Source organism: Lacinutrix sp. MEBiC02404 (genome assembly GCF_053601575.1).
The window spans coordinates 55,554-81,939 of the sequence record NZ_JBSHNV010000113.1; the positions used below are offsets into that span (position 1 = coordinate 55,554).

General features: G+C 35.1%; 27 protein-coding genes. 7 read left to right on the top strand and 20 right to left on the bottom strand.

From position 1 onward, the window contains the following. Window positions 1–5: 5 nt before the first annotated feature. The gene (locus tag ACVCXO_RS02520; protein ID WP_452228023.1) at window positions 6–1,421 is read right to left on the bottom strand and encodes an aldehyde dehydrogenase family protein; all 1,416 of its coding nucleotides are present in this window, start codon (window positions 1,419–1,421) and stop codon (window positions 6–8) included. 202 nt (window positions 1,422–1,623) lie between these two features. Between ACVCXO_RS02520 and ACVCXO_RS02525 the strand changes: the two genes are divergently transcribed. After that, window positions 1,624–2,523 (top strand): AraC family transcriptional regulator, encoded by a 900-nt coding sequence (locus ACVCXO_RS02525; protein WP_452228024.1) that lies wholly within the window; start codon window positions 1,624–1,626, stop codon window positions 2,521–2,523. A gap of 2 nt (window positions 2,524–2,525) precedes the next feature. Here ACVCXO_RS02525 and ACVCXO_RS02530 read toward each other — a convergent pair whose 3' ends face one another. From ACVCXO_RS02530 to ACVCXO_RS02605, 16 genes are all read right to left on the bottom strand, one after another. Beyond that, entirely contained in the window at window positions 2,526–3,122 is a 597-nt protein-coding gene (locus ACVCXO_RS02530; protein ID WP_452228025.1) for an acyltransferase, read from the bottom strand. Between the two features lie 83 nt (window positions 3,123–3,205). Next, on the bottom strand, window positions 3,206–3,958 hold the full coding sequence (locus tag ACVCXO_RS02535) for an enoyl-CoA hydratase/isomerase family protein (protein ID WP_452228026.1): 753 nt from the start codon (window positions 3,956–3,958) through the stop codon (window positions 3,206–3,208). A 179-nt stretch (window positions 3,959–4,137) separates the two neighbouring features. Further along, complete coding sequence (locus ACVCXO_RS02540; RefSeq protein ID WP_452228027.1) at window positions 4,138–4,314, bottom strand: GIY-YIG nuclease family protein; 177 nt, start codon at window positions 4,312–4,314, stop codon at window positions 4,138–4,140. A 55-nt stretch (window positions 4,315–4,369) separates the two neighbouring features. After that, entirely contained in the window at window positions 4,370–6,868 is a 2,499-nt protein-coding gene (paaZ, locus tag ACVCXO_RS02545; RefSeq protein WP_452228028.1) for a phenylacetic acid degradation bifunctional protein PaaZ, read from the bottom strand. Between the two features lie 117 nt (window positions 6,869–6,985). Then, window positions 6,986–7,396, bottom strand: coding sequence for a VOC family protein (locus ACVCXO_RS02550; RefSeq protein ID WP_452228029.1), 411 nt, complete (start codon window positions 7,394–7,396; stop codon window positions 6,986–6,988). A gap of 210 nt (window positions 7,397–7,606) precedes the next feature. Continuing rightward, window positions 7,607–8,818, bottom strand: coding sequence for a 3-oxoadipyl-CoA thiolase (gene pcaF, locus ACVCXO_RS02555; RefSeq protein ID WP_452228030.1), 1,212 nt, complete (start codon window positions 8,816–8,818; stop codon window positions 7,607–7,609). A 287-nt stretch (window positions 8,819–9,105) separates the two neighbouring features. Then, window positions 9,106–9,966, bottom strand: a complete 861-nt coding sequence (gene ypfJ, locus ACVCXO_RS02560; RefSeq protein WP_452228031.1) for a KPN_02809 family neutral zinc metallopeptidase — start codon at window positions 9,964–9,966, stop codon at window positions 9,106–9,108. 30 nt (window positions 9,967–9,996) lie between these two features. After that, on the bottom strand, window positions 9,997–10,401 hold the full coding sequence (locus ACVCXO_RS02565; protein ID WP_452228032.1) for a hotdog fold thioesterase: 405 nt from the start codon (window positions 10,399–10,401) through the stop codon (window positions 9,997–9,999). A gap of 89 nt (window positions 10,402–10,490) precedes the next feature. Next, window positions 10,491–11,645 carry a 3-hydroxyacyl-CoA dehydrogenase NAD-binding domain-containing protein gene (locus ACVCXO_RS02570; RefSeq protein ID WP_452228033.1) on the bottom strand — a complete coding sequence of 385 codons (1,155 nt, stop codon included), beginning with the start codon at window positions 11,643–11,645 and terminating at the stop codon, window positions 10,491–10,493. A gap of 99 nt (window positions 11,646–11,744) precedes the next feature. After that, window positions 11,745–12,527, bottom strand: coding sequence for an enoyl-CoA hydratase-related protein (locus ACVCXO_RS02575; protein WP_452228034.1), 783 nt, complete (start codon window positions 12,525–12,527; stop codon window positions 11,745–11,747). Between the two features lie 52 nt (window positions 12,528–12,579). Next, window positions 12,580–13,080 (bottom strand): 1,2-phenylacetyl-CoA epoxidase subunit PaaD, encoded by a 501-nt coding sequence (gene paaD / locus ACVCXO_RS02580; RefSeq protein WP_452228035.1) that lies wholly within the window; start codon window positions 13,078–13,080, stop codon window positions 12,580–12,582. A gap of 137 nt (window positions 13,081–13,217) precedes the next feature. Beyond that, window positions 13,218–13,973, bottom strand: coding sequence for a 1,2-phenylacetyl-CoA epoxidase subunit PaaC (gene paaC, locus ACVCXO_RS02585; protein ID WP_452228036.1), 756 nt, complete (start codon window positions 13,971–13,973; stop codon window positions 13,218–13,220). Between the two features lie 123 nt (window positions 13,974–14,096). Next, window positions 14,097–14,387, bottom strand: a complete 291-nt coding sequence (paaB, locus tag ACVCXO_RS02590) for a 1,2-phenylacetyl-CoA epoxidase subunit PaaB (protein WP_452228037.1) — start codon at window positions 14,385–14,387, stop codon at window positions 14,097–14,099. A 395-nt stretch (window positions 14,388–14,782) separates the two neighbouring features. Continuing rightward, window positions 14,783–15,739 (bottom strand): 1,2-phenylacetyl-CoA epoxidase subunit PaaA, encoded by a 957-nt coding sequence (gene paaA, locus ACVCXO_RS02595; RefSeq protein WP_452228038.1) that lies wholly within the window; start codon window positions 15,737–15,739, stop codon window positions 14,783–14,785. 232 nt (window positions 15,740–15,971) lie between these two features. Next, window positions 15,972–17,045, bottom strand: coding sequence for a 2Fe-2S iron-sulfur cluster-binding protein (locus ACVCXO_RS02600; protein ID WP_452228039.1), 1,074 nt, complete (start codon window positions 17,043–17,045; stop codon window positions 15,972–15,974). A gap of 66 nt (window positions 17,046–17,111) precedes the next feature. Next, window positions 17,112–17,681: a TetR/AcrR family transcriptional regulator gene (locus tag ACVCXO_RS02605; RefSeq protein ID WP_452228040.1), complete on the bottom strand. Its 570-nt coding sequence runs from the start codon at window positions 17,679–17,681 to the stop codon at window positions 17,112–17,114. Window positions 17,682–17,768: 87 nt separating this feature from the next. On the opposite strand from ACVCXO_RS02605, the gene ACVCXO_RS02610 reads away from it, so the two are divergent. Continuing rightward, complete coding sequence (locus ACVCXO_RS02610; RefSeq protein ID WP_452228041.1) at window positions 17,769–18,074, top strand: rhodanese-like domain-containing protein; 306 nt, start codon at window positions 17,769–17,771, stop codon at window positions 18,072–18,074. 61 nt (window positions 18,075–18,135) lie between these two features. Here ACVCXO_RS02610 and ACVCXO_RS02615 read toward each other — a convergent pair whose 3' ends face one another. The 3 genes from ACVCXO_RS02615 to alaS form a co-directional block, all read right to left on the bottom strand. Further along, the gene (locus ACVCXO_RS02615; RefSeq protein WP_452228042.1) at window positions 18,136–18,750 is read right to left on the bottom strand and encodes a DUF4230 domain-containing protein; all 615 of its coding nucleotides are present in this window, start codon (window positions 18,748–18,750) and stop codon (window positions 18,136–18,138) included. Between the two features lie 185 nt (window positions 18,751–18,935). Further along, window positions 18,936–19,901 carry a GSCFA domain-containing protein gene (locus tag ACVCXO_RS02620; RefSeq protein ID WP_452228043.1) on the bottom strand — a complete coding sequence of 322 codons (966 nt, stop codon included), beginning with the start codon at window positions 19,899–19,901 and terminating at the stop codon, window positions 18,936–18,938. 183 nt (window positions 19,902–20,084) lie between these two features. Beyond that, entirely contained in the window at window positions 20,085–22,700 is a 2,616-nt protein-coding gene (gene alaS / locus ACVCXO_RS02625; RefSeq protein ID WP_452228044.1) for an alanine--tRNA ligase, read from the bottom strand. 219 nt (window positions 22,701–22,919) lie between these two features. Between alaS and ACVCXO_RS02630 the strand changes: the two genes are divergently transcribed. From ACVCXO_RS02630 to ACVCXO_RS02650, 5 genes are read left to right on the top strand one after another with little or no spacing between them, the layout of a single operon-like run. After that, entirely contained in the window at window positions 22,920–23,891 is a 972-nt protein-coding gene (locus tag ACVCXO_RS02630; RefSeq protein WP_452228045.1) for a M23 family metallopeptidase, read from the top strand. Further along, complete coding sequence (locus ACVCXO_RS02635; protein WP_452228046.1) at window positions 23,892–24,221, top strand: MerR family transcriptional regulator; 330 nt, start codon at window positions 23,892–23,894, stop codon at window positions 24,219–24,221. A gap of 11 nt (window positions 24,222–24,232) precedes the next feature. Next, the gene (locus ACVCXO_RS02640; protein WP_452228047.1) at window positions 24,233–24,832 is read left to right on the top strand and encodes a LemA family protein; all 600 of its coding nucleotides are present in this window, start codon (window positions 24,233–24,235) and stop codon (window positions 24,830–24,832) included. Between the two features lie 5 nt (window positions 24,833–24,837). Further along, window positions 24,838–25,278 carry a TPM domain-containing protein gene (locus ACVCXO_RS02645; protein WP_452228048.1) on the top strand — a complete coding sequence of 147 codons (441 nt, stop codon included), beginning with the start codon at window positions 24,838–24,840 and terminating at the stop codon, window positions 25,276–25,278. Further along, window positions 25,278–26,096 (top strand): TPM domain-containing protein, encoded by an 819-nt coding sequence (locus ACVCXO_RS02650; protein ID WP_452228049.1) that lies wholly within the window; start codon window positions 25,278–25,280, stop codon window positions 26,094–26,096. The genes ACVCXO_RS02645 and ACVCXO_RS02650 overlap by 1 nt, the downstream gene beginning before the upstream one ends. The last annotated feature ends 290 nt before the right edge of the window (window positions 26,097–26,386 follow it).

Here is a 26,386-nt window from a genome sequence, read left to right on the forward strand (position 1 = left end):
AAAAATTAAGCTTTATTAATACTAATCACCTGAGGTTGTGTTACTGATTTCAGACCATCTAAACCAAATTCCACACCATAACCAGAACCCTTAATACCTCCAAACGGCACCATAGGATGGATTGCACCATGCTGATTAATCCAAACTGTACCAGCTTCTACTCTTGCTGCTACTTTCTTCGCTTCTTCCAAATTAGAAGACCAAACCGAAGCTCCTAAACCCGCTTCTAATCTATTCGCGCTTTTTATAGCATCCTCGATATTAGAATATTTTATAATTGGCAAAACTGGACCAAACTGCTCTTCATCTACTAATCTTAATCCGTCTTCTACATCTGCAACGATAGTAATTGGGTAGAAAAAACCTTTTCCTTCTTTAGGAGCTCCCCCGCAAACTATTCTTGCATTATTCGCCTTAGCATCTTCAATTAAGTCTACTACTTTATCATATTGCATTTTATTTTGAATTGGCCCTAAAACAATTCCTTCTTCTAAACCATTTCCCATTGGCATTTTTTCTGCCAAATCACTAAGCGCACTTATTACACCTTCATATTTACTTTCGTGTACATATAAGCGTTTTGCACAAGCACAGGTTTGTCCCATATTTAAAAATGCTCCCCAAAACAAACCTTCCGCAATCGCATTCGGGTCTACATCCTCCATAACAATAGCCGCATCATTACCACCTAACTCTAATGTTAAACGCGTCATATTACCAGCAGAAGCTTCAATAATTTTTTGTCCTGTACTATTAGAACCCGTGAACATTATTTTATTGATATCTTTATTACCTACCAATTCTGCTCCAATTTCTCCCGGTCCACTAATGGTGTTTAAAACACCAGCTGGCAAAACTTCATTAATCATTCTTACCATTTCTAAAGTTCCTATTGTTGTGTATTCCGATGGCTTTAGAACCACTGTATTTCCAACTCTAAGCGCAGGAATTATTTGCCAAATAGCAATCATTAAAGGCCAATTCCATGGCGCAATTGCTCCAACAACACCGATAGCTTTTCTATGTAATTCATCGCGTCTCGTTTCATCCTCAAAAACAACTTCTACAGGTAAATCTAAAGACGCTGGAACCTGAGTCCAACCTACACAAGCTTGCATCTCAAACATAGAACCCGGCCCACCAAGAGGCTTTCCTTGTTCTTTTGTAATCCATGTTGCCAATTCCTCGGTATTATCCGTAAGCACTTCTGCAATTTTCATGATGTACTCTTTTCTTTTATCATCGTCTAGAGCAGCCCAAGCTGGTTGTGCTTTTTTCGCAGCGGCTACCGCTTCCGCAACTTCCGCTTTTGTAGAAATTGGAGCATAACCTATAAGCTCCTCTGTTGCTGGATTTTTAACTTCGAATGTGTTTTCTGAAATAATTTGTTTTCCTCCAATTATAGTATGATACGTTTTCATTGTTTTTGTTTATAAATTAATATTCGTTTTAATGATTGCTAAATGAGTTCCTATGAATTATCAACCAAATTACTATGGTTAGCCCTATAATAATTGAATTATCATACACAATAGATAAACTATAACACGATTATTAAGAATTTGTGAATTATTTTCAATATATTTGAATTATTAACCGATTTTATTAACTATAATTCACAATATGAAACCCGAAAGAAAGACATTTATTGAAAAAAGCACGGAATATAAGTTTGATGATGGTCTTTTAACCATATATGAAACAAACTCTCCTTGTAAAGACATCTCTTTTACTTTTGACAAACACATGATTACCATCATGTTATCTGGCCATAAAACGGTGGTTTCTAAAAATGCTAAAGTGGAATTCTTTCCTGGAATGGTTTTTATTCCAGAGAAAGATGTAGTTCAAAAAGTAGAAATTAGTAATGCGAGTTTTACAAACCCAACAAAATGTTTAGTACTAGATATTTCTCCTGAATTTATTGAAAAGCTTGTCTTAGAATTAATGGAAGACAAAGATTGGAGTGCTAATTTTGAATATTTATTAAGCGAAGAACATTCTCATTTTATTTCTAACGATACAAATACCATTGAAAGCTTTGAACGTTTTTACAAATATTTAAAAGCTGGAAATTCAGGATTAGACACGCATGTCAATAATGCAATATTAAGAGAGTTGATATTAAGAGTTCTTCAAACGGAAGCAGGATCGCTTCTGATTAAAAATATAAAGAGTAATATAAAGGATAAGAATTTAGAAAAGACAATTAGTTATATAATGACTAATTTAAGGAATAAAATAACCATCGATGACCTTGTTAGTATTTCTGGGTTTGGAAAAACAAAACTCTTTAATCGTTTTAAAGATACATTGGGCGTTACACCTGTTAATTATATAATGAAGGAACGCATAAAGTATTCTATTAAAATAATTGAAGGGATTGACAACCTTCAAAGTGTTGCCTTTCAAAGTGGCTTTAACACCTATGTGCATTTTTGTAAATCGTTTAAAAAAATAGAAGGAATCTCTCCTATGGCGTATAAGAAGAAAATTATATCCAATACGAGAGTAGTTATCTAAAATTACTTTTTAAAAGACTCTCGTAACGTTTTATAAACATCCTCCTGTATTTTCATATTTTCTGGAACCTCTCTTAATGGTTCTACAGCCCGCAAACTCTCGTGACAATCGGCTGGTAATTCCTGATACAATTGTGTGCCCTTTGTTTTCCAAGCGATCATTTCATCACTCACTTGCTTAATTACTTTTGCTGGGTTACCGACAACTAAGCTTCGCTTAGGAATTTTAGTTTCGGCTTTTACAAATGCCATGGCACCAACTATGGATTCGTCGCCAATTTCGGCATCATCCATGATTACGGTGTTCATTCCAATAAGACAATTTCTACCCAAATTAGCACCATGAATAATGGCTCCATGACCAACATGTGCACTTTCTTTAAGTGTAATAGATTTCCCAGGAAACATGTGAACCGTGCAATTCTCTTGCACATTTACACCATCTTCTAAAATAATTTGACCCCAATCCCCACGAATAGCCGCACCTGGTCCAATGTAACAGTTTTTACCAATGATGACATTTCCTGTTACTGCTGCTAATGGATGCACGAAACTAGATTCGTGTACAACTGGTGTGTAGCCTTTGAATTTGTAAATCATACTTTACTAATTACTGTCATTTGGAGTGAAAATTAGAATCTTATCATGAGATTGCTTCGTACTTTGGCCTCGCAATGACTTTTCTATTTAAATCCTTTTAATTTTTCTTTTGTAAAATCGCTTAACACAAGTTTACCACTAGTTGCTGCTCGTTCTGCTAATAGTGCATCCCAATGGTCAGTTCCGTGCCAGAATACTTTTTTCATTTCTAGCATGGCTTCTGTATTGTATGTACAAAGATGCTCTGCTGTTGTTTTTACAGCCTCATCTAGTTCTTCTGTACTTTCATACACTTGCGTGAATAAGCCTTTTTGTTTTGCGAATTCTGGAGCGTAAAATGTATTTGCATCTATCGCGATTTGCGACATCGCGCTTAATCCCATTTTACGTTCTATTGCTGGTCCGACCACAAATGGTCCAATACCAATATTTAATTCAGATAACTTAATAGCGGCAAATTTGGAAGCCATACAATAATCGGTTGCAGCTGCTAGTCCAACGCCACCACCAACGGTTTTTCCTTGTATGCGACCGATAATGAATTTCGGACATTTACGCATCGCGTTAATTACGTTTGCGAATCCAGAAAAGAATACTTTCCCTGTTGCCGCATCGTTGATGTTTATTAATTCTTCGAAGCTTGCTCCTGCGCAAAAAGTTCTTTCTCCTCCACTTTTAAGAACAACAACTTTAATAGCGTCGTTAGTTCCAGCATCTGTAATTGTTTGTGCTAGTTTTGCTAATATATCTCCGGGTAAAGAGTTGTGTGCAGGATGGAAAAATTCGATATATCCTACTTCGTTTTCTATGTTTATTTTAACGTATGCTTCAGTCATATTCTTTGTATGTCAACGCGCACTTGTTGCGCATTCGTATTATTTTTAACTTTTAATATACTTTTAAAGATCCCAATCTAAACTCAAGTCTATCCAATCTGGATTCATTTCGATTATTTGATTTTTCTTCCATTCTTTTTTCCACTTCTTAATTGTCTTTTCTCTACGAATTGCGATTCTTATGTCTGTATGTTCTTCAAAATAGCCAACTTTTTAATATTGTAATGTCCAACATGCGTCCCAAAAGTTGCTGCTTTATGTTCACTCATTCGTCTTTTAATATTATTTGTTACTCCTACATAAAAGATATGATTTCTTTCATGTGTTAGGATGTACGTGTAATACTTTTTAGACATTTTATTTCCATTATAGCGACTGTGCAACACGTGCGCAGTGACTTTTAATTAAAATTTAGAGTAAATTGAATTGTTCGAAATGATGATTCAAGTGTTTTCTCTCTAACAAATACGATTCATATTTATTCAACTCCCCAAAAACCATATTCTTCAATTTAGCTTCTGGATTTTCTTTAAAAAATGTTTTATAAGCTTCTCTAGCTTCTACAAACTTTGCTTTTGCTGTTTCAAAATCAGCATGTACTAAATCTTCTAATTCCTTTTTTCTATATGTTGGAAAAGCGGTTCCCATTGGGAATTTATCATAACTATATAAAGAGTTATGCACTTTTTCTAATATTTTTTCTGGTGTTGCTATTTCAAAATCCTGAATCTCTCCAGAACAAATTCTATACGTAAGTTCTAAATGCTCCATCAAATGCTGAGGCGTTAAAAGTCCCCAATTTGGTTTTGCATCTTCTTTTAATTTGGAAAGACATTCCGTGATTTTATCTTCCGTCATTTCAATGAAAGCTTCCTGTTTCTTTTGCACCATGGTTAAAATAGTAGCAATAGCAACTAATTCATCTTCCGCATCAAAAACCTCCACATACCATTTTACGATACCGCTAGGATGTTCTGCCGAAGCGACATCTCTATCTACTTTTTGCTTACACGTTAATCGTACATAGACCGTATCATTATGATATAACGGACGCAAGAATCTACAGTCTTCTAATCCGTAATTCGCAGCTACAGGTCCTTTATTTGGATATACAAATAATCCTGCCGCTGCAGAAATAATGAAATATCCATGCGCAGTTCGCTTCTCAAAAATACTACCTTCTAACGATGTAATATCTGTATGCGCGTAAAAATGATCCCAAGTAAGATTCGCAAAGTTGATAATGTCGGTATCTGTGAAGGTACGTTTATGCGTTTTTAGCGACATTCCTGGTTGAATATCTTCCCAATGGTATTTAAATGGATGCTGTGGTGCTTCCTTATATTTTGCATTTTGCTGGTAAATACCAGTGATCTCTGTAATTGTAGTTGGCGAACCTTGTATTGCTGTACGTTGCAAATAATGTTTTATGCCACGCATTCCACCCATTTCTTCTCCACCACCAGCACGACCAGGTCCTCCATGTACCAAGTAAGGTAAAGGTGAACCATGACCTGTACTTTCTTTAGCCATATCCCGATTCACAACCATAATACGACCATGATGAGATGCTGCGTTTATAACATACTCTTTAGCAATCTCATCATCATTTGTGGCAATAGAAGAAACCAACGAACCTTTACCCATTTGCGCCAATAATATAGCTTCATCTAAGTTTTTATAAGGCATTATAGTACTTACTGGTCCGAAAGCTTCACGTTCGTGAATGATTGTATTTTCAAAAGGATGATCGGAACGTAATAAAATCGGACTAATAAAAGCACCTTTTTTAGCATCTGCTCCAATCGTGTTTATATGATCTAAACTTCCGTAAACGATTTGTGCTTCTTTAGATAAATCATTGACAGAATCTCTAACGGCTTGTACTTGTTGATGACTTACCAAAGATCCCATTCTAACTTCTTTCAATCTAGGATCTCCAATAGTTACTTTATCTAATTGCTTAGACAATGCACTTTGCACATCTTCTACTAAATTTTGCGGCACAATAATTCTTCTAATAGCAGTACATTTCTGTCCTGCTTTTACCGTCATTTCTTTTCTTACTTCTTTAATGAATAAGTCGAATTCTGGTGTTCCCGGAACTGCATCTTCTCCTAAGATAGATGCATTTAAAGAATCGGCTTCCATAGTGAATGGCACCGATTCTTTAATAAGTTGTGGATGCGCTTTTAATAAGCGTCCTATTTTTGCAGAACCTGTAAAAGTTACAACATCTTGAGATTCTACAGTATCTAGAATTGTTTTTACGGTTCCGTTTATGATTTGTAATGCGCCTTCTGGTAAAATACCAGATGCTATAATTTCTTTTGCTACTGCTTCTGCTAAATAAGATGTGGAAGGTGCTGGTAAAACTACTGCAGGCACGCCAGCCATCCAATTTACTGCACACTTTTCTAACATTCCCCAAACCGGGAAATTGAATGCATTAATATGCACAGCAACTCCTTTTTTAGGCACCATAATATGATGCGCCATAAAGCGTCCGCCACGCGATAAATCGATAGCATCACCTTCTACATGATACGGCTGATTTGGAAACAGTTTTCTTAATGAAGCGTTTGCAAATAAGTTTCCGAAACCACCTTCGATATCTATCCAACTATCTACTTTGGTCGCTCCAGTTCTATAACTTAATTCGTAAAATGCATTTTTTCTATTGGTAAGATACATGGCTAAACTCTTAAGCATGTTTCCTCGCTCTTGAAAAGTCATTTTACGAAGTTTCTCTCCTCCTTTGGTTCTTCCGTAGTTTAGAATTTCTGGAATATCTAATCCTTCAATAGCAATGCTAGTGAACGCTTCACCTGTTACTGCATCTAGAATTGGTATTCCTTCTTCTTTACCTGTTGTCCATTGTCCTTGAACGTAGTGCTCTATCTTTTTCATTGATAAATGTATTTATCATTCCCGCCAAACGGGAAACTATTTTTATGTCTTCTCGATACCATTCCGATAGAAAAAACCGGAATCATTCGAAGTGACTTTATAATTATATTTTTTTACCTACCAGGTTTTTGAATCCTGGATAGATTTGTAATCTTCTATTTGTTTTGCAAAACTATCCTCATCTTTAAAAGCAATTAAATTTCCATCTGGATCTTTAAATTTTGCTACTTTTCCCCAAGTATGTTCTTGGTAATCTACTTCGATATTTTGTTTTTTTAATCTATCGGAAACCGCTGTTACATCTGCTACATTTATCCGTAGACAAGTATCATTTTTCTTTTCTGAATTGTCTTCTAGATAATCTAATCTATCTTCTTTTTCAATCATTAAATAGGTTCCGAAGAAATCAAAACAAATTAAATCTTCCTTCTGAAATAATATCGAAAGGTTTAAAAATTTGGTATAAAAATGAACACATTCCTTATACGCTTTAACATATAAAATAACACCTGTTCTTTTTACACTCATATTCCTAATTTTATTAAAATACCTACAAGGTTTTCAAAACCTCGCAGGACAACTTTTTTCTAAACCTCAAAAGTGTAAAAAACCTATGCGGTTATTTTCATTCGAGTGGGTTTGCGTTAGCGATTGAACGGCTTGTTTGAGCTCCTTTTTGATTTTCTCAAAAAGAGCGAGTAGTGAAAGCGCGACCCTTGTGGTAACGCCCAAACTATTTTACAAATTCACATTTTCAATAATCGCTGCATATCCTTGTCCGACACCAATACACATCGTGATCAACGCATATTTTTTGTTCTGTTGTTTTAATTCTAAAGCTGCAGAAAAAGCAACTCTTGCTCCTGTAACACCAAGCGGATGACCAATAGCAATTGCACCTCCATTTGGATTTATTCTCGGGTCGTTATCGGCAAGTCCCCAAGCGCGAATACACGCTAATGCTTGCGCAGCGAAGGCTTCGTTAAGCTCGATAATATCCATGTCTTCCATGGTCAATCCTGCTTTTTCTAATGCTTTATTGGAAGCTTGTACAGGACCAATTCCCATAATTCTTGGTTCTACACCAACCACTGCAGAACTCACGATTCTTGCTAATGGTTTTAAATTATATTTTTTTACAGCATCTGCCGAAGCGATAATGGTTGCTGCTGCTCCATCATTCAATCCTGAAGAATTCCCTGCAGTTACGCTTCCACCTTCTTTTTTGAATGCGGCTCTTAGTTTTCCTAAGATTTCTAAAGAAGATGTTGGTTTTACAAACTCATCTTTTGAAAATTGTATGGGATCTTTTTTACGTTGCGGAATTTCGACAGTAACTATTTCTTTTGCTAGTCGACCGTTTTCTTGTGCTTTGGTTGCTTTTTGCTGACTCCAAAGTGCGAACTTATCTTGGTCTTCTCTAGAGATATTATATTTTTCTACTAGATTTTCAGCCGTCATTCCCATGCTATCTATACCATACATTTGTTGCATTTTAGGGTTGATAAAACGCCATCCGAAAGTAGAATCGTACATTTTAGAATCGCCTCCAAATGCGGTTGATGGTTTTGCCATTACGTACGGTCCGCGAGTCATGTTCTCTACACCACCAGAAATAAAGACATCTCCGTCTCCTGCTTTTATTGCACGATTTGCGTGAATGATTGCCGATAAGCCAGAGCTGCATAATCGGTTTACGGTTTCACCAGGAACGGTAAATGGCAATCCTGCTAAAAGAGAAGACATTCTCGCAACGTTACGATTATCTTCTCCCGCCTGATTTGCGCAACCCATAATCACATCGTCGTATGCTTCTTTTGGAATACTTGGATTACGTTTTACGATTTCTGAAATCACTAATGCACCCAAATCGTCTGTTCTCACAGCAGATAATGTGCCTTTGTAGTTTCCTATTGGTGTTCTAATGCCGTCTATTATATATGCTTCCATTTTATGAAATTGAAATTGAAAGGGAAGTCGAAAAATGAAACTTCTATTTCAAATTAATATTTTATTTACTTTTTATTCTTATTCTTTTTTGGCGTTATCTAAAGGTCGCACTATCCACTATATCTTTTTTTCTTGTTCTCGATACAAAATTGCTGAAAAAGCAATTTCACTCGAACTGACATAAAAAAGGATATCGTTTCAATCCCTAACGCCGGTACTTGTTATGTTTTTTATCTTAGCCAAAGTTTATTTTATTTACACTAAGAGATTCCTGCCTGCGCAGAAATTTAATTTATAAGTGCAGAAAAGGTATCTCCATTTCTAATATCTCCTGTGTTATAGCCTTTCATAAACCACTCCATACGTTGCTCGGATGTACCGTGTGTGAAACTGTCTGAATTGACGCTTCCGCTCATTCGTTTTTGAATCGCATCGTCACCAACTGCATTGGCAGCACTCATTGCTTCTTCAATATCTCCAGCCTGTAAATATTTTTTATTATGATGCGCCCAAACTCCTGCATAAAAATCGGCCTGTAATTCTTGCGCTACCGATAATTTATTAGCTTGAACTGGACCACCTTGTTGTTGTAATTGTCTTACTTTTGATGATGTACCTAGTAATGTTTGTATGTGATGCCCAATTTCATGCGCTGTCACATAAGCGATAGCAAAATCACCACCTTTAGCTCCGAATCGCGTTTTTAGTTCATCGAAAAAAGCTAAATCCATATATAATTTTTGATCGCCAGGACAATAAAAAGGTCCGGAAGCAGAAGTTGCGCTTCCACAAGCTGTAGAAACCGCATTTGTAAACAATACCATTTTTGGTTCTTTATAATCCCCTAAATTATATTCTCTAAAAATAGCATTCCAAACATCTTCGGTATCTGCTAAAACGGTACCCATAAAATCACCCATGACTTTTTCCTCATTGGTTAATTCGCGTTGTTCTACTTGTTGTGTAGTCTGGCTATTTGCTACTTGTTCTATTAATGGTGCTATTTGCTGTCCTGTTTCTCCTCCAAAAAGTTGTAAAAGAATAACCACCACAGCAATTACTCCACCACCTGCTACTAATTTACCTTTATTGCTCTTACCACGTTGGTCTTCAAGATTTCCACTTTGCCTTCTACCTTGCCATTTCATACTTTAAACAATTTAATATTTTGTTTGTTTTTATTCCCAATCTTTTTGTGTTCTATACACCACTCCTTTAAAAAGAGCTACTAGTTCGTCTCCACGTTTCACTTCTATAATATTAAAGCCTAATCTATTCTTTACCGTTTCTATTACAGATTCTGCTGTTAGATAATCTCCTTCATTTAATGCTTCAATATGGTTAATACTTGTTTCTATGGAAACCGCATATTTACCGTGGGTATTTGCTGCAAATCCGAAAGCGGTATCTGCTAAAGAATAGCTTATTCCGCCATGTGCTTTTTTCATACTGTTTAGCATTTCTTTTCTAATGGTCATCGCTACTTTACATCGTCCGATTTCACATTCTAGAATTTCTATTCCTAGCCATTGACTATAGGCATCTTGGGATAGCATTTTATGTGGAATTTGTTCTGGTTTCATATGTATCACCCATCAAAACGGGAATCTTATTAATTATTTTTCATTTCTCTAGTACATCCCTAAAGTCCCTTCCAGGGGACAATAAAAAATTAGAAAAATGTTTTATTTTCTCTGTACATTTTTCGTAATAACGGACTACAACGGTATCTATCTTCGTGGTATTCGTTGTATAACTCGTCTAATTTTGACACACACCAATGGATACTTTTTTCGTCTGCCCAAGCTAATAATCCTTTCGGGTAGTTAACTCCTTTGGTCATTGCGATATCGATATCTTCTGCGGATGCTATGCTTAAAAATAGTGCGTCTGCAGCTTCATTAATTAGCATAACTAAAACACGATCGAAAATAGTTTGTGATAATGTTACATCTTCTGTTGGATCTGGTTTTACAGCTCCTTCGGCATAATCGTAATATCCTTTTCCTGATTTACGACCTAAATAACCTGCTTCTGAAAAACGTTTTTGCGTAAATGAAGGCTTGTACCTTGGATCGAAATAAAAGGCTGTAAAAACAGTTTCGGTAACAGTATAATTCACATCATTACCAATGAAATCCATCAATTCGAATGGCCCCATTCTGAAACCACCTAAAGATTTTAAACTATTATCAATAGTTGCAAAATCGGCCAATCCTTCTTCGTATATTCTTAGAGCCTCTCCGTAAAAAGGTCTTGCGACTCTATTTACTATAAAACCTGGTGTGTCTTTAGCGACGGCTACTACTTTTTTCCAGTTGGAAATAGTTTGTATGGATTTTTCAAGTACTTCTTTTGAAGTTTGAATGGCAGGAATTACCTCCACCAATTTCATTAAAGGCGCTGGATTGAAAAAGTGAATTCCTACGCAGCGTTCCGGTTTTTTAAGCGAAGCTGCTATGGATGCTATGGATAAGCTGGAAGTATTGGATGCAATAATACAATCGTCTGCAACATAGCTTTCCAATTCTGAAAATACTTTTTTCTTGATCTCTAGGTTTTCAATAATGGCTTCAATGGTAAGATTAGAATCTGCTAAATCTTTTAGATTGCTTACGTAAGAGATGTTTGCTTGAATTCTTTCTTTTTCGGAAGTATCTATTCTTCCTTTTTCAATTAAACGCAATAATATTTTCTCCAAACTTGCTTTTGCTTTATCTAAAGCCGCTTGATTGGTATCGTATAACTTTACTGTACAACCAGAAGTTGCAGCCACTTGCGCGATGCCGCTTCCCATGGTTCCTCCTCCTATGATTCCTATGTTCATATTCTTCTTTTATTATGGATTCCGCATCAAGTGCGGAATGACAAAACTGATTACTTATTTTGATGAGATCCCGAAACTAGTTCGGAACAAAGCCAATTTTTAATTGCCTTTGAATTCTGGTTTACGTTTTTCAATAAATGCAGCAACGCCTTCCGCATAATCATTGCTTTGTGCAGCTTCTATTTGTAATTTAGATTCTAAAGCCAATTGCGCTTCTAAATCGTTAGTCATTGATTTATTGAATAGTTCTTTAATCATACCAAGTGCTTTGGTTGGCATGTTTGCTAGTTTTAAAGCCAGCTTATTTACGTCTTCTTCAAAACTTTCTAAAGGAATCATTTTATAAATCATTCCCATTTTTTCTGCTTCTTCTGCGGAAATTTTATCACCTAACATGGCTAATGCTAGTGCTTTTTGAAATCCGATTAGCCTTGGTAAAAAGAATGTCCCAGCACTATCTGGAACTAAGCCAATCAAGCTAAAAGCTTGAATAAAACTTACTTTTTCATGTGCTACAACAATATCGCAAGCCAAAGCGATGTTTGCTCCTGCTCCTGCTGCTACTCCGTTAACCGCAGCGATTACCGGTTTTTTAATGTTTCTTATTCTAGTGATTATCGGATTGTAATGTTCTTCTAATATTTTTTTAAATCCTGGGTTTAAATCTGGATCTGTAACTTCCTTTAAATCTTGACCAGCACAAAATGCTTTCCCGTTTCCTGTAAGAACGATTGCTCTTACGTCTTCGTTTGCTTCACAAGCATCTAAAGTATCATGAAGTAAAAATGCCATTTCACGGTTGAAACTATTGAAGACTTCTGGTCTGTTTAGCGTTATGTATGCTACTTTATTTTCTATTTTGAGTTGTATGCTTTTGCTCATATTATATTCTTTTAGACCTGTCAAGTTTTAAAAACCTGACAGGTCTGTTTTACTATTTTAAACATTTAAAGTAATCAAATGGTTCTTGGCAATCATCACACTGAAATTGCGCCTTGCATGCTGTGGAACCAAACTGACTTACTAATCTTGTATTTGTGGAACCACAATTGGTACACTTTACTAATCGTTTCCCATTTAGCAATACATCTTTATCTGCTTCTGCGTTTAAAGGTGCTGCAATACCATAATCTTCTAATGCTTTTCTACCTCTTGGTGTAATCCAATCGGTTGTCCAAGCTGGTGCAAGAATTAATTCTATTTCAGAATGGTATCCTGCTGCTTTTAGCGCTGCTTTAATATCATCTCCAATAACATCCATTGCTGGACAACCGCTATAGGTTGGTGTTATTTGGACTTTCACCATATCGTTTTCTATAACCGCTGTACGAACAACACCCATATCCATAATTGACAATACTGGAATTTCAGGATCGGAGACTTGTTCTAGGATTGGAATTAAGATTTCGTCTATGATTTGTTCTGTTGTTGTCATAATTTTTGAGACCTCTCGACTGCGCTCGGGGTGACTTTTATTTTATTGCTTCTCGATACAATTTGTTCATGCTTCACAAATCACTCGAAGTGACATTTTGTTTTAATTTATGAGATTGCTCCCTACACAAACATTTACTACCACTCCATATTTGGAAATGTACGTTGCATGTATTGAAGCTCTGCTAATAAATATCCTAAATGCTCTGTATGAATTCCTTCTTTCCCTCCTTTTTGAAACCATTTCGATTCTGGAGTTTGCAAAGTTGCTTCTTCTAAAACGGCATTTACTTTTTCATAATACGCATCTTTTAAAGCAGTAACATCTACACCTATTCCTTCTTGAACCATTGCTTTATCTGCTTCGGTTTGATGAAATAACTCGTCTGTATAGGTCCACAAATCATCCATAGCATCTTGCATTTTCTGATGACTTACTTCCGTTCCATCTCCTAAACGCTTTATCCAATCGGAAGAAAAACGCAAATGATAACTTACTTCTTTAATCGATTTTGTTGCGATTGCGGACAAAGTTAAATCCTTACTTTTTTCTAATTCTTTTAAAAACAATAAGTGATAAACATCGAATAAAAACTGACGTGCCATAGTATATGCAAAATCTGTATTTGGTTGTTCTACCAACAATACATTTACATATTCTCTTTCTTTACGTAGCATTGCAATATCATCTTCGGTTCTATTATCGCCTGCAATTTTTGCCGCATATTGGTAATAGCTTCTTACTTGTCCGAATAAATCTAAAGACATATTTGTACAAGCGATATCTGTTTCTAGGCTTGGTCCATGACCTGTTAATGCCCCTAATCTTTGTCCGAGAATTAGAGAATTATCTGCTATACCTAGAATGTATTTGTATAAGTTTTCGTTTTTCATTTTAAGTGCCCACGAAAGTGGATATCTATTTAATTACTTCTCGATACAATTCCGATAAAAAATCGGAATCACTCGAAGTGACAATTAGTTTCAATTTATGAGATTCCTGCCTTCGCAGGAATTTTACATGTGTTTCACCTCGTCTGGTAAAACATAAAATGTTGGATGACGATACACTTTATCGTGAGCTGGCTCAAACATTTCGCCATTATTCTCTGGATTAGAAGCTGTAATATTTTTAGATTCTACTACCCAAATACTCACACCTTCACTTCTTCTTGTGTACACGTCGCGTGCATTTTCTAAAGCCATATCTTCATCTGCTGCGTGTAAACTTCCACAGTGACGATGTTCTAATCCGTTTTTACTTCTTACGAAGACCTCCCAAAGTGGCCAGTTTTTTTTATCAGACATAATTTATATTTTTTTATAAATACCTACTAGGTTTTTAAAACCTTGCAGGATAATTAAATTGCTTGTTTCTTCGTTTGAAGGGCCTTTCCAAAATGAAAGTCTTCCAGCGTATTTTAATGCTTAGAGGGATTCTTTTTTAACACCCCTAAAGTCCCCTCAAGGAGACATACCCTTCCGTCTTTAATTCCTTTTATTGGAATTAAATCCACCTTCCCTTAAAAAAAGGGAAGAAATTTTAAATAATTATTTTTCATCTTGTTCTCGATACAAAATTGCTAAAATGCAATTTCACTCGAACTGACAATGAAATTTAAATTGCTTGTTTTCCTTTTCTTTCTTGTTGTTCTCGATACAAAATTGCTAAAATGCAATTTCAATCGAACTGACAATGAAATTTAAACTGCTTGTTTTTGTTTTCTTTCTTGTTTTTTTTCTGCGTAAGCCATCGCTGCATCACGAACCCATTCTCCTTCTTCCCAAGCACCAACTCGTGCTTTCATACGTTCTTTATTACATGGCCCATGTCCTTTTACAACTTGCCAAAACTCGTCCCAATTAATTGCACCGAAATCGTAATTCCCTTTTTCTTCGTTCCATTTTAAATCTGGATCTGGAATGGTGAGTCCGATTAATTCTGCTTGCGGTACGGTTTGATCTATAAATTGCTGACGTAAATCATCATTAGACTTACGTTTTAATTTCCATTTCATGGATTGTTCGGTGTGGATAGATTCTGCATCTGTAGGACCTAACATCATAAGACTTGGCCACCACCAACGATTTAAAGCGTCTTGCGCTAATTCTTTTTGTTCTGGTGATCCGTTAGCCAATTTTATCATGATTTCATAACCTTGACGTTGGTGAAAACTTTCTTCTTTACATACGCGAACCATTGCTCTTGCGTATGGTCCGTAAGAAGTATTACATAAAGGCACTTGATTTATAATTGCTGCACCATCTACTAACCAACCTACAGCTCCCATATCTGCCCAAGTTACTGTTGGGTAGTTAAAAATGGAGGAGTACTTTGCTTTTCCGGAGTGTAATTGCTCGTATAACTCTTCTCGAGAAACACCTAAGGTTTCGCAAGCAGAATATAAATATAAACCGTGTCCTGCTTCGTCTTGTACTTTTGCCAACAAGGCAACTTTACGACGTAAGGAAGGTGCTCTTGTAATCCAGTTTCCTTCTGGAAGCATACCTACAATTTCGGAATGTGCATGTTGCGACATTTGCCTAATATGCGTTTTGCGATATTTTTCTGGCATCCAATCTTTTGGTTCGATTTTCTCGTCTCTTGCAATACGTGCTTCGAATTGCGTTTCTAGGTTTTTTATTTGTTCTTCACTCATAGTTCTTAGCTTTTGGCTATTAGCTCTTGGCTTTTAGCTAGTGAAACTTATTTTTATTAGCTGTTGGCTGTTGGGCTTTAGCTGTTGGCGCGTTAAGGATTGAGGCTTTGTTGGAGCTCCTTGAAAAGAGCGACTGCCGAAAGCCTGACACTACGTAGCTTTTGCGAAGTAGTGTAACGCCAAAATTTATATTTTTATACCTACAAGGTTTTTAAAACCTTGCAGGAATTTATTACACATCAAAATCGACTATTACTCGATCTGTTGTTGGTACTGCTTGACAGCTTAACACCAGATTTTGAGCTACTTCTTTATCGCTTAATGCGTAATTTACTTTCATTTCGACTGCGCCTTCTTTTACTTCGCATTTGCAGGTGCTACAAACGCCTCCTTTACATGCAAATGGCAAATCTGCTCCTGCACCTAAAGCTGCATCGAGAATGTTATCGTAATCTTTGGTCATGGTGAAAGAAAATTCTTTTCCGCCATCTACAATCGTTACTTCAATACCTTCTACATTTTGTTTTGCTAGACGTTCTGCTCTTTTAATATCTTCGTCTGAAAGTCCGGTGACAAACAACTCAAAATGCACTAATTCTTTTGGTAATCCAGCTTCTATTAGATAGTCGCTTACGTAGTTTACCATTTTTTCTGGTCCGCATAAGAAAACTTCATTGGTATCTGGAACATCGATAAAAGTCTTTGTAAGTACTTTCATTTTATCATCGTCGAATCGTCCATTAAACAACGCTATATCTCTACGTTCTTTGGTTAAAAAGTAATAGATTTCTAGTCTTCCGAAATACATATTTCGAAGTTGCTCTAGTTCTTCTTTAAAGATAATGGATTTTGCCGTTTTATTTACATAAAACAGTTTACATGTTGCATTTGATTCTGCAGACAAATGTGCTTTAAGCATAGACAAAACTGGTGTAACACCACTTCCTGCTGCAAAAAACAGATAATTTTTAGATGCTTCTGGTTCTACAGGAACTCCAAAATTTCCGCTTGGCGACATAACTTCTAGTTCGTCACCCGTTTGTAAAACCGCATTAACGTAGGTAGAAAATTTACCTCCTGGAATTCCCTTTACAGCGACTTTCCATTCTTTATCTAAAGGACCTGAACATAGCGAATACGAACGACGAACATCTTCTCCATTAATATCTGCTTTTAGTGTTAAATGCTGCCCTTGACGGAATTTGAATTCGTTTTCAAGTGTCTCTGGAACATGAAAATCGATAACAGAACAATCGTCTGTTTCTTTGTATATATTCTTTATTTTAAGCTTATAAAATTGCCCCATAGTTGTTACTTATTCAAAACTAACACTTGTTAGTCTGCTCTACAAATCTACAAAATTATTTCATAACTATTTGTTAATTCCTTGAATTAGGATACTACTGAGGCTATTTGCTAAATCGTTTGCGTTAAGATCTTCCTTTTTAGGAATCCATAGAAAAAGGGAACGCAAAGTGGAAAGCATGGTAAACATTATAATTTCGGGATTGACAGCTTTAATTTCTGAAGATGCAATACCTTCTTTAATAATCTTTAAAAAAGTAGCTTCATATTTATTTCTTAGGGACAAATAATAATCGAGTTGACCTTCTAAATGCATCCAATCATTATTTAAGGAAGCCATTCCATAGGTATTATTGGTTGCTATTTTTACGTGAAGTTCTATGACTTGGCTTAGTTTCCCTAAGTTATTACTTTCTGAATTATAAATAACATCGATTCCATGTGTAAAATCTTCGGCTATGGAAATGATAATAATCTTAAGAATCTCTTGCTTCGAGCTTATATGATTATATAAACTGGCGGCTTTCATTCCCATCGCTGTTGCTAAATCGCGCATGGTAACCGCACTATATCCTTTTTCTTTAAAAAGTTTAGCTGCTGTTTTAATTATTTCGTCTTTTCTAGTTTCTGTTTTCATATTGTTGAGGAAGATAAAAAAAATAACTTGTAACTATTGTTACAAATCTTTATAAAAAGATACCTGTAATTTGTAAAAAAATAAGTTATGGGATTATTAGATTCATTATTTGGAAATAAAAATGATAAAATTAAAGAATTGCAATCTAGAGGCGCAATAATTATCGACGTTAGATCGAAAGGAGAATATAGCCAAGGTGCGATTCCTGGGTCTAAAAATATTCCACTGCAAGTGATAACCGGAAAAATAAGCGAGATAAAAAAGCTTAACAAACCAGTAATCACCTGTTGTGCAAGCGGTATGCGTTCTGGTAGTGCAGCAAGTATTTTAAAAGCACAAGGTATTGAAGCTATTAATGGTGGCGGCTGGTTAAGTTTGAGTAAGAAGTTATAAATTTCTATCCTTAATCCTTTCCTGTGGAAAGGAAACGATTATAGCTTACTCTTGTTTGCGGCTAGCGTTTTATAGTATTAAATTCTTCCGCTTTTAGGATTGTAGTTTCGTTGTATTTTAAGGTCCAACCTAAAGAATTGGTTAGAATATAAAATTTAGACAATTCGCTAATTAGTCTGTTTTTAGCATTCGTTTTTAAATCGGATGCTTCTACTTTTTTCATTAAAGATTGTTTTACGGTTTCTTTAATAGCGTTATAATCTTGTGCTTCGAAAGGGTTTAAAAATTCGGATTGCACATCATAATATTCAAAATCTGGACTGATTTTAATTTCTTCTTTTGGAATACTTATAATGGTTAATGTTTTGGTTGCTTCGTTTACTTTAAATTCTATTTTACTTAAATCGTAAGCAATAGTTACATCGGCATTAACTACTACAAGTGCTTTTTTATCGGAAGTAAAGTATTGTCCGAAAATCTCTTTAGAGTTTTTATAATTGAAAACTTCGCTAAAATGACCTTCGGTAACAATTAGTTTTCCGACGTTTTTAATTTGCTCCTGAATAAGCATAGAGCTTTCTTGAAGTACTATTTTGTCTTCTTTTTTATCGACACAGTATTTGAAGGTAAACAGCACAACAAGTGCTATAATTACACCTTGAATTATTTTTCGCATATATCAAAAATACACATAAAAAAAACATCAACTATAAATACTTAAATGAATAAGTTTATGGTTGATGTTTAGTATATAATTGATTAATAGCATTATAAATATAACACTAATTAACTATCTACTCCTACTTTTTCGACTAAACGAGAATTAAAAAGATGATATGTAAACACTTACCCTTTTTGTAATTAAAAACTTACAAAATCATATTTTACTTTTAGCTTTTCGATTTTTTCTTCCAATTTTGCAATAAATTGAAGATGTGCTTCTGCTTTTGGATGGAATGGCTTATGCAATAATCCTCTTTGGATGCTATCTATTTCTTGCATGGTTTTACTTGCTTCGGAAGAAATCCAGACTTCCTGAAACGTATTCCAAATATATTGTATCGCTGTTTTATTTGGGTGCAGCATATCTTCGTTATAAAAACGATAATCCCGAAGTTCGTCTAACATAATTTCGAAAGACGGAAAGTAAAAAGATTGCTGCTTGTTGCTTAATGATTTTTGATTTAGAACTTGATGAATTGCTGTAATTAAATGTGCTTTGCTTTGTGTGTTTTCTATAAAACCATCTTTTACATGTCTAACAGGAGAAACTGTAAAAATTATGGAAGCATTAGTATTTACCTGCAGAATGGTTGCAACAATCTTTTCAAGTGACGCTACGATTTCGGGAACAGCCAATAATTCTTTTGTAAACTCTTTTTGAGGTACTTTATGGCAATTAGCGACAATACTTTTAGTTTTCACATGTTTGTATACCCAAGCGGTTCCTAATGTAATTATAACGTGTGTAGCTTCGGTTATCTGTTTGTTTGTGGATACAATAGCAGTATTTAATTCTCTTAGTAAATTTTCTTTGGACGCATTACTTAATTTAGAATGTGCGTCAAAACAATGCCATTGTTCGTTATGAAAAAAGATATCTTTTTCGGAATACACTTTTTCTTGACTTGCATTTACTAATAAGTATTCAATCGCTTTTGGATGAAATAAAATTCCGAAAGGATTTACTTTAGATCGAAACTTAAAATAGCCAACCTTATCACCTATATTTTCTGAAAAACACGAACCTAACAACAAGAGTTTTGCGTTATAATCGATAAGATTATGCTGTTGTTGTTTTAGTGGTATTTGTGTTTGTAGTTTCATTTTGATACAAATTTATCCGGTTTTCGGAAAAACACTCTTTTAAAATTAGCTCACAGAGAATCACTGAGACCACAAAGATTCCCAGAGAGGCTTTAACTTCAAATTAAAACTCTCATCCTGAAACCAGTAAGTATCTCTTGAGAAATCTATACCGAAGCACTAATAATTTTTGTGCTGCACCTTTTATTCCATATAACTCTTTGCTTCACTCAGCGCCTTTTCAATTCCTGCAGGATTTTTCCCTCCAGCGGTTGCGAAGAAAGGTTGTCCGCCACCACCTCCTTGAATATGTTTACCAAGTTCTCTAACTACCGTTCCTGCATTCAAGCCTTTTTCTGCAACTAGTTCCTTAGAAATATAACACGAAAGTAATGCCTTTCCGTTTTGTTCGGTTGCGAATAATAAAAATAAATTAGTCTGATTTTCTCCTAATTTAAAGCAAACATCTTTAATTCCTCCTGCATCTAAATCTAACTTTTTAGACAAGAACTGAATACCGTTTATTTCGGTTAATTCGTTTTTTAAATCGCCAATAATATTTTTAGCTTTATCTTTTAATAAGCTTTCGATTTGCTTTTTTAAATCGGTATTCTCGCTTTGCAGATTCTGTAATGCTTTTACTGGTTCTTTAGCATTATTCAATAAATCTTTCATTTCGAAATAAGATCTATTATTTTCAAAATAGAAATCTTTTACCGCATCATTGGTTATTGCTTCAATTCTACGAATTCCAGATGCAACTGCACCTTCCGAAGTTATTTTAAAATGCCAAATATCAGCGGTATTCTTTACGTGCGTTCCTCCACAAAGTTCCATAGATTGTCCAAAACGAATGGTACGCACTGTATCTCCGTATTTTTCGCCAAAAAGAGCCATTGCTCCTTCTTCTAGCGCTTTTTCCATTGGCACATTTCTATTTTCCTGCAAAGCCAATTTGCCATCAATTCTAGCATTGACAAAATTTTCTACATCCCGAAGCTCCTCTGTTGTAACTTTAGAAAAATGGGAAAAATCGAAACGTAAATACTTCGAGTGTACCGCAGAACCTTTTTGTTCTACATGCTCCCCTAAAACCTCACGTAAAGCTTGGTGCAATAAATGTGTTGCCGTGTGATTACATTCTGTTCTGCCACGCTGTTTTGCGTCTACAGCAGCCTTAAAAGTCTCCTTTAAATGCTTTGGCAAGTTTTTAGTAAGATGAATGATTACATTATTCTCTCTCTTGGTATCAACAATATAAGACACGTCTCCATTTATATCTTCTAGATATCCTTTATCTCCTACCTGTCCACCACCTTCCGCATAGAATGGTGTTAAATTGAATACTAATTGATACATCTCGCCATCCTTTTTAGAAGTAACTTTTCTGTATCGTGTAATTTTCACTTTGGTTTCTAAAGTATCATAACCAACAAATTCTTGTTCGGCATCTTCTAATAAAACGGTCCAATCTTCAGAGGTTAATGCTGAAGATTCTCTACCTCTTTCTTTTTGCTTTTTTAATTCCGCATTAAATTCGGAAACATTATAGGTATATCCTTTTTCGCGTAAAATTAAATCGGTTAAATCTTCAGGAAAACCATAAGTATCTTTTAATTCGAATACTTTGGCTCCTAAAATTTCTTTTCCGTTGGTGGTTTCAATAATTCTATCTAACAACAATAATCCTTGATCTAATGTTCTTAAAAACGAAGCTTCTTCCTCTTTAATTACATTTTCAATAAGTTGTTTTTGCGCTTTTAACTCCGGAAATGCAGTTCCCATTTTTTTCGATAAAACATCTACCAATCTATAAATAAACGGTTCTTTTTTATCTAAAAAAGTAAAGGCATAGCGAATAGCACGACGTAAAATTCTACGAATTACATAACCAGCACCTGTATTACTTGGTAGCTGTCCGTCTGCAATAGAAAATGCAACTGCGCGAACGTGATCGGATATTACACGAATAGCAACATCTACTTTTTCGTCTTTACCATAATCTTTATCTGTAATGGTTTCTATTTCGCGAATTATTGGTGTAAAAACATCGGTATCATAATTAGACTGCACGTTTTGTAACACCATACAAAGGCGCTCAAACCCCATTCCTGTATCAATATGTTTGTTTGGCAAATTCTCTAGCGAACCGTTTGCTTTTCGGTTGTACTGCATAAATACAAGATTCCATATTTCCACTACCTGCGGATGGTCCATATTTATTAAAGACTTACCGTCTACTTTTGCTTTTTCTTCGGCAGAACGAATATCTACATGAATTTCACTACAAGGTCCGCAAGGTCCTTGCTCACCCATTTCCCAGAAATTATCTTTTTTATTTCCTTTTAAAATACGGTCTTCCGCTATATATTGTTTCCAAATATCATAAGCTTCCGTATCCATTTGAAGGTTATCTGCATCGTCAGTTCCTTCAAAAACAGTTACGTATAAAATATCTTTATCTATTCCGTAAACATCCACTAAAAGCTCCCAAGCCCAAGCAATTGCTTCCTTTTTAAAGTAATCCCCAAAAGACCAATTCCCTAACATTTCGAAAAGTGTGTGATGATAGGTATCATAACCAACCTCCTCTAAATCATTATGTTTACCAGAAACACGCAAACATTTTTGACTATCTGTAAGTCTAGTATTTTTTGGTTCTGCATTCCCTAAAAAGTATTCTTTAAAAGGGGCCATTCCAGAATTGACAAACATTAATGTTGGATCATCCTTTAAAACGATTGGTGCAGATTGCACGATGCTATGCTTTTTTTCTTCAAAAAAACTTAAAAACTTTGAGCGAATTTCTTGAGACTTCATGTACTTTTATTAATATCTTGTTTCTGTTAAATTGCTTTTAATGCGAAACAATTTCTATATTTACTCTCCAAAAATATTTAAAATTATGGAGACCCTAGACCTACAATTGAAAAATCATTAATATTATTATAATAATAATTTGTAGGTTTGTTCGTTTGCTAATACAATATAAAGAGAAATCCTCATTATATTTCATGCAAAAATAGTATAAATTATATAATGAGTAAGGTAAAATATTATTATGATTCTGAAACGCTTTCCTATAGAAAGATAGAGCGTAAAAAACGCAAGACTTTTAAATACATTCTTGGTTTTTTAAGTGCTGCGGCATTGTTTGGTTTCTTTTTCCTTTTTATTGCAGGGCATTACTTTGAATCTCCCAAAGAAAAAGCCCTAAACAGAGAACTTCAAAATTTAAAGCTAAACTTTGATTTACTAAACAAAAAGTTTGATGAAGCGGAAGCTGTTTTGGCCAACGTAGAGGATAGAGACAATAACATTTACAGACATTATTTTGAAGCAAACCCAATACCAGACGAACAACGCAAAGCTGGTTTTGGAGGAATTAACAGATATAAAAGTTTTGAAGGTTACGACAATTCCAAACTTATCATAGAAAGTAACAAACGTATTGACAGACTACAAAAACGAATTGTTGTGCAATCTAAATCTTTAGACGAAATTGCTATTCTTGCTACAGAAAAAGAAGAACTTTTAGCAGCAATTCCTGCTATACAACCCGTAAGAAATGAAGATTTAACACGAATGGCTTCTGGTTATGGTATGCGAACAGATCCTTTTACAAAAGCAAGAAAAATGCACTGGGGAATGGACTTTACAGCCCCACGAGGCACACCAATTTATGCCGCTGGAGATGGTGTTGTAGAACGAGCAGATAGTAATGCTGCTGGTTATGGAAATCATATACGAATAAATCATGGTTACGGCTATGTTTCATTGTACGCACACATGTACAAATATAATGTAAGAAAAAATCAAAAGGTAAATCGTGGCGATTTAATTGGTTTTGTTGGTAGTACTGGAAGAAGTGAAGCTCCTCATGTACATTATGAAGTTTTTAAAGACGGACAACGTATTAACCCAATAAACTTTTACTATGGTAGTTTGTCTGCTGAAGAGTTTAATGAGTTATTAAAACATGCTTCCTTAGAAAATCAATCCCTAGATTAAATGTTTATAGATTTACCAGAAAAACGATATTATGCTATTGGCGAAGTAGCCAAAGCATTTGGTGTGAACACTTCTCTTATTCGTTTTTGGGAAAAAGAATTTGATGCTTTAAAACCTAAAAAGAATGCAAAAGGCAATCGGAAATTCACTCCAGAAGACATTAATAATCTCAAGCTTATTTATCATTTAGTAAAAGAAAGAGGCTTCACTCTAGACGGAGCAAAAACACATTTAAAAGAAGAAAAACAAAAAACATTATCTAATTTCGATATAATTAGTAAATTAGAAGGAATTAGAAATCAATTAACTAAAATAAAAGAACAACTTTAAAACTAACAATTATGAAAAAGGCACTTATTCCATTAATAGTATTAGGCTTAATTGCTTTTGCAATATTTTCTTGGGGAAAGAATTTTAATAATACCGCAGTAAACTTAAAAGAATCTGCAACAAAAACATGGGGAAATGTGGAAAGTTCTTACCAAAGAAGAAATGACCTTATTGGTAATTTAATAAAAACAGTGCAAGGTGCTGCAGATTTTGAAAGAACAACATTAAGAGAAGTGATAGAAGCGCGTGCAAAAGCGACCTCAACTACTATTGATGCTAGCAATTTAACCGCAGATAATATGGCACAATTTCAACAAGCGCAAAGTGGTTTAAGCGGTGCATTATCTAAATTATTAGTTTCTGTAGAGCGTTACCCAGAACTTAAAGCAAACCAAAACTTTTTAGAATTACAAAGTCAATTAGAAGGTACAGAAAACAGAATCAATGTTGCAAGAGATCGATTCAATGAGTCTGTAGAGCCTTATAATAAACATATAAAAACATTTCCAAATAGTTTATTAGCAGGCTTTTTAAATTTTGCACCAATGGATTATTATAAAGCAGATGCAGGAAGTGAAAACGCTCCTGATGTAGATTTTGATTTTAAATAAAAATCATGTCAGATAGCGTTGAAGAATTTTTAAGTACTGTAGAAGAACAAGAAGTTGTGGAAGCTATTCGTTTAGCCGAAAAAAACACTTCGGGAGAAATACGTGTGCATATAGAAAACACTTTTAAAGGCGACATAGAAAGTCGTGCTTTAGAAGTGTTTTCTACTTTAAAAATGCATAATACCAAATTACAAAATGGCGTTTTAATCTATGTTGCTGTTCAAGATAGAGCATTCGCTATTTATGGCGACAAAGGGATTCATGAAGTAGTTGCGGCCAACTTTTGGAACGATACCAAAACAACCATTGCAAACCAATTTAAATCGGGAAGCTTTAAACAAGGTCTAGTGGATGGTATTTTACACGCTGGCGAACAATTAAAAAAACATTTTCCTATTAGTGATTCTGATAAAAACGAACTTGCTAACGAAATATCTAAAAGTTAATGCAGAAGCTAAAATACTTATTTTTAATCACCTGTTTCGCATTGCTTTCTTTCGGAAATGTTTCTGCGCAATTTGATATTCCAGAAACACCAGCATTTCAAACTAGTGTTTATGACTATATTGGGATGCTTTCTTCTAGCGAAAAATCTTCTTTAGAAAACAAACTTATTAAATATTCGGATACCACATCTACTCAAATTGTGGTTTCCATAATCGCTTCTACAAAAGGAGAAAACATAATGTATTTAGCCACAGAATGGGCGCATAAATGGGGCGTTGGTGGTAGCAAAGAAAAAGACAATGGCGTTTTTATTTTGCTTGCTAGAGACGACAGAAAAATTGCTATTGCAACAGGTTATGGTGTGGAGCATTTACTTACAGACGCAATGTCTAGACGTATTATTGAGCGTGACATTATACCATACTTTAAACAAAACGATTATTACGGAGGCTTAAATAGAGGTTCTGACGCTGTTTTTGAAGTACTAACTGGCGAATACCAAGGATCGCGTCAAGCATCTAACTCAGGAGAGTTCCCTGTAGGTTTTGTAATTCTTCTTTTTATCATTTTTATCATCATCCTAATTTCTATTTCTAAAAACAAACGTGGTGGAGGAAATGGCACAGACAATTTTGGTGGCGGTAGAAATACCACTCGAAATATCCTAGAAGCAATCATTTTAAGCAACGCTGGTCGTGGTGGTTTTGGAAGTGGTGGCTTTGGTGGAAGCTCCGGCGGCGGATTTGGCGGTGGTGGTTTTGGCGGCGGCTTCGGTGGCGGTGGCTTTGGAGGTGGAGGAGCTTCTGGAGGTTGGTAATCTATTTGTTAGCCGTGTTCCGTGTTCCATGTTCCATGTTCCATGTTCCGTAAGAAAAATTACTTCTTTGGTAAAACGCACCAATAATACTTTCCATATTTTTTATCCTACATATAATCACTTCTTTTTTCGGAAGACGCACACACTATTCCACACGTTATTTTACGGCTTATTTAAATAGCGTAATACCCTTCGTTATATTATCTTAATCTCTATCTTTTTCGCATTTTCTCTTAATATAAAAGCAAAAAAAAAGCATAATATAAAACATTTACTGTTTTATATTATGC

Bases quoted from the DNA above. Each gene is read 5' to 3' on its own strand.
- ACVCXO_RS02620 (WP_452228043.1), bottom strand. From the start codon at position 19,901: ATGAAACTACAAACACAAATACCACTAAAACAACAACAGCATAATCTT.
- ACVCXO_RS02525 (WP_452228024.1), top strand. From the start codon at position 1,624: ATGAAACCCGAAAGAAAGACATTTATTGAAAAAAGCACGGAATATAAG.
- ACVCXO_RS02570 (WP_452228033.1), bottom strand. From the start codon at position 11,645: ATGAACATAGGAATCATAGGAGGAGGAACCATGGGAAGCGGCATCGCG.
- ACVCXO_RS02605 (WP_452228040.1), bottom strand. From the start codon at position 17,681: ATGAAAACAGAAACTAGAAAAGACGAAATAATTAAAACAGCAGCTAAA.
- ACVCXO_RS02550 (WP_452228029.1), bottom strand. From the start codon at position 7,396: ATGAGTGTAAAAAGAACAGGTGTTATTTTATATGTTAAAGCGTATAAG.
- pcaF (WP_452228030.1), bottom strand. From the start codon at position 8,818: ATGGAAGCATATATAATAGACGGCATTAGAACACCAATAGGAAACTAC.
- ACVCXO_RS02565 (WP_452228032.1), bottom strand. From the start codon at position 10,401: ATGAAACCAGAACAAATTCCACATAAAATGCTATCCCAAGATGCCTAT.
- ACVCXO_RS02535 (WP_452228026.1), bottom strand. From the start codon at position 3,958: ATGACTGAAGCATACGTTAAAATAAACATAGAAAACGAAGTAGGATAT.
- paaA (WP_452228038.1), bottom strand. From the start codon at position 15,739: ATGAGTGAAGAACAAATAAAAAACCTAGAAACGCAATTCGAAGCACGT.
- ACVCXO_RS02520 (WP_452228023.1), bottom strand. From the start codon at position 1,421: ATGAAAACGTATCATACTATAATTGGAGGAAAACAAATTATTTCAGAA.
- ACVCXO_RS02600 (WP_452228039.1), bottom strand. From the start codon at position 17,045: ATGGGGCAATTTTATAAGCTTAAAATAAAGAATATATACAAAGAAACA.
- paaB (WP_452228037.1), bottom strand. From the start codon at position 14,387: ATGTCTGATAAAAAAAACTGGCCACTTTGGGAGGTCTTCGTAAGAAGT.
- ACVCXO_RS02645 (WP_452228048.1), top strand. From the start codon at position 24,838: ATGTCAGATAGCGTTGAAGAATTTTTAAGTACTGTAGAAGAACAAGAA.
- ACVCXO_RS02640 (WP_452228047.1), top strand. From the start codon at position 24,233: ATGAAAAAGGCACTTATTCCATTAATAGTATTAGGCTTAATTGCTTTT.
- ACVCXO_RS02575 (WP_452228034.1), bottom strand. From the start codon at position 12,527: ATGAGCAAAAGCATACAACTCAAAATAGAAAATAAAGTAGCATACATA.
- ACVCXO_RS02540 (WP_452228027.1), bottom strand. From the start codon at position 4,314: ATGTCTAAAAAGTATTACACGTACATCCTAACACATGAAAGAAATCAT.
- ACVCXO_RS02615 (WP_452228042.1), bottom strand. From the start codon at position 18,750: ATGCGAAAAATAATTCAAGGTGTAATTATAGCACTTGTTGTGCTGTTT.
- ypfJ (WP_452228031.1), bottom strand. From the start codon at position 9,966: ATGAAATGGCAAGGTAGAAGGCAAAGTGGAAATCTTGAAGACCAACGT.
- paaD (WP_452228035.1), bottom strand. From the start codon at position 13,080: ATGACAACAACAGAACAAATCATAGACGAAATCTTAATTCCAATCCTA.
- ACVCXO_RS02635 (WP_452228046.1), top strand. From the start codon at position 23,892: ATGTTTATAGATTTACCAGAAAAACGATATTATGCTATTGGCGAAGTA.
- paaZ (WP_452228028.1), bottom strand. From the start codon at position 6,868: ATGAAAAAGATAGAGCACTACGTTCAAGGACAATGGACAACAGGTAAA.
- ACVCXO_RS02610 (WP_452228041.1), top strand. From the start codon at position 17,769: ATGGGATTATTAGATTCATTATTTGGAAATAAAAATGATAAAATTAAA.
- paaC (WP_452228036.1), bottom strand. From the start codon at position 13,973: ATGAAAAACGAAAACTTATACAAATACATTCTAGGTATAGCAGATAAT.
- ACVCXO_RS02630 (WP_452228045.1), top strand. From the start codon at position 22,920: ATGAGTAAGGTAAAATATTATTATGATTCTGAAACGCTTTCCTATAGA.
- ACVCXO_RS02530 (WP_452228025.1), bottom strand. From the start codon at position 3,122: ATGATTTACAAATTCAAAGGCTACACACCAGTTGTACACGAATCTAGT.
- ACVCXO_RS02650 (WP_452228049.1), top strand. From the start codon at position 25,278: ATGCAGAAGCTAAAATACTTATTTTTAATCACCTGTTTCGCATTGCTT.
- alaS (WP_452228044.1), bottom strand. From the start codon at position 22,700: ATGAAGTCTCAAGAAATTCGCTCAAAGTTTTTAAGTTTTTTTGAAGAA.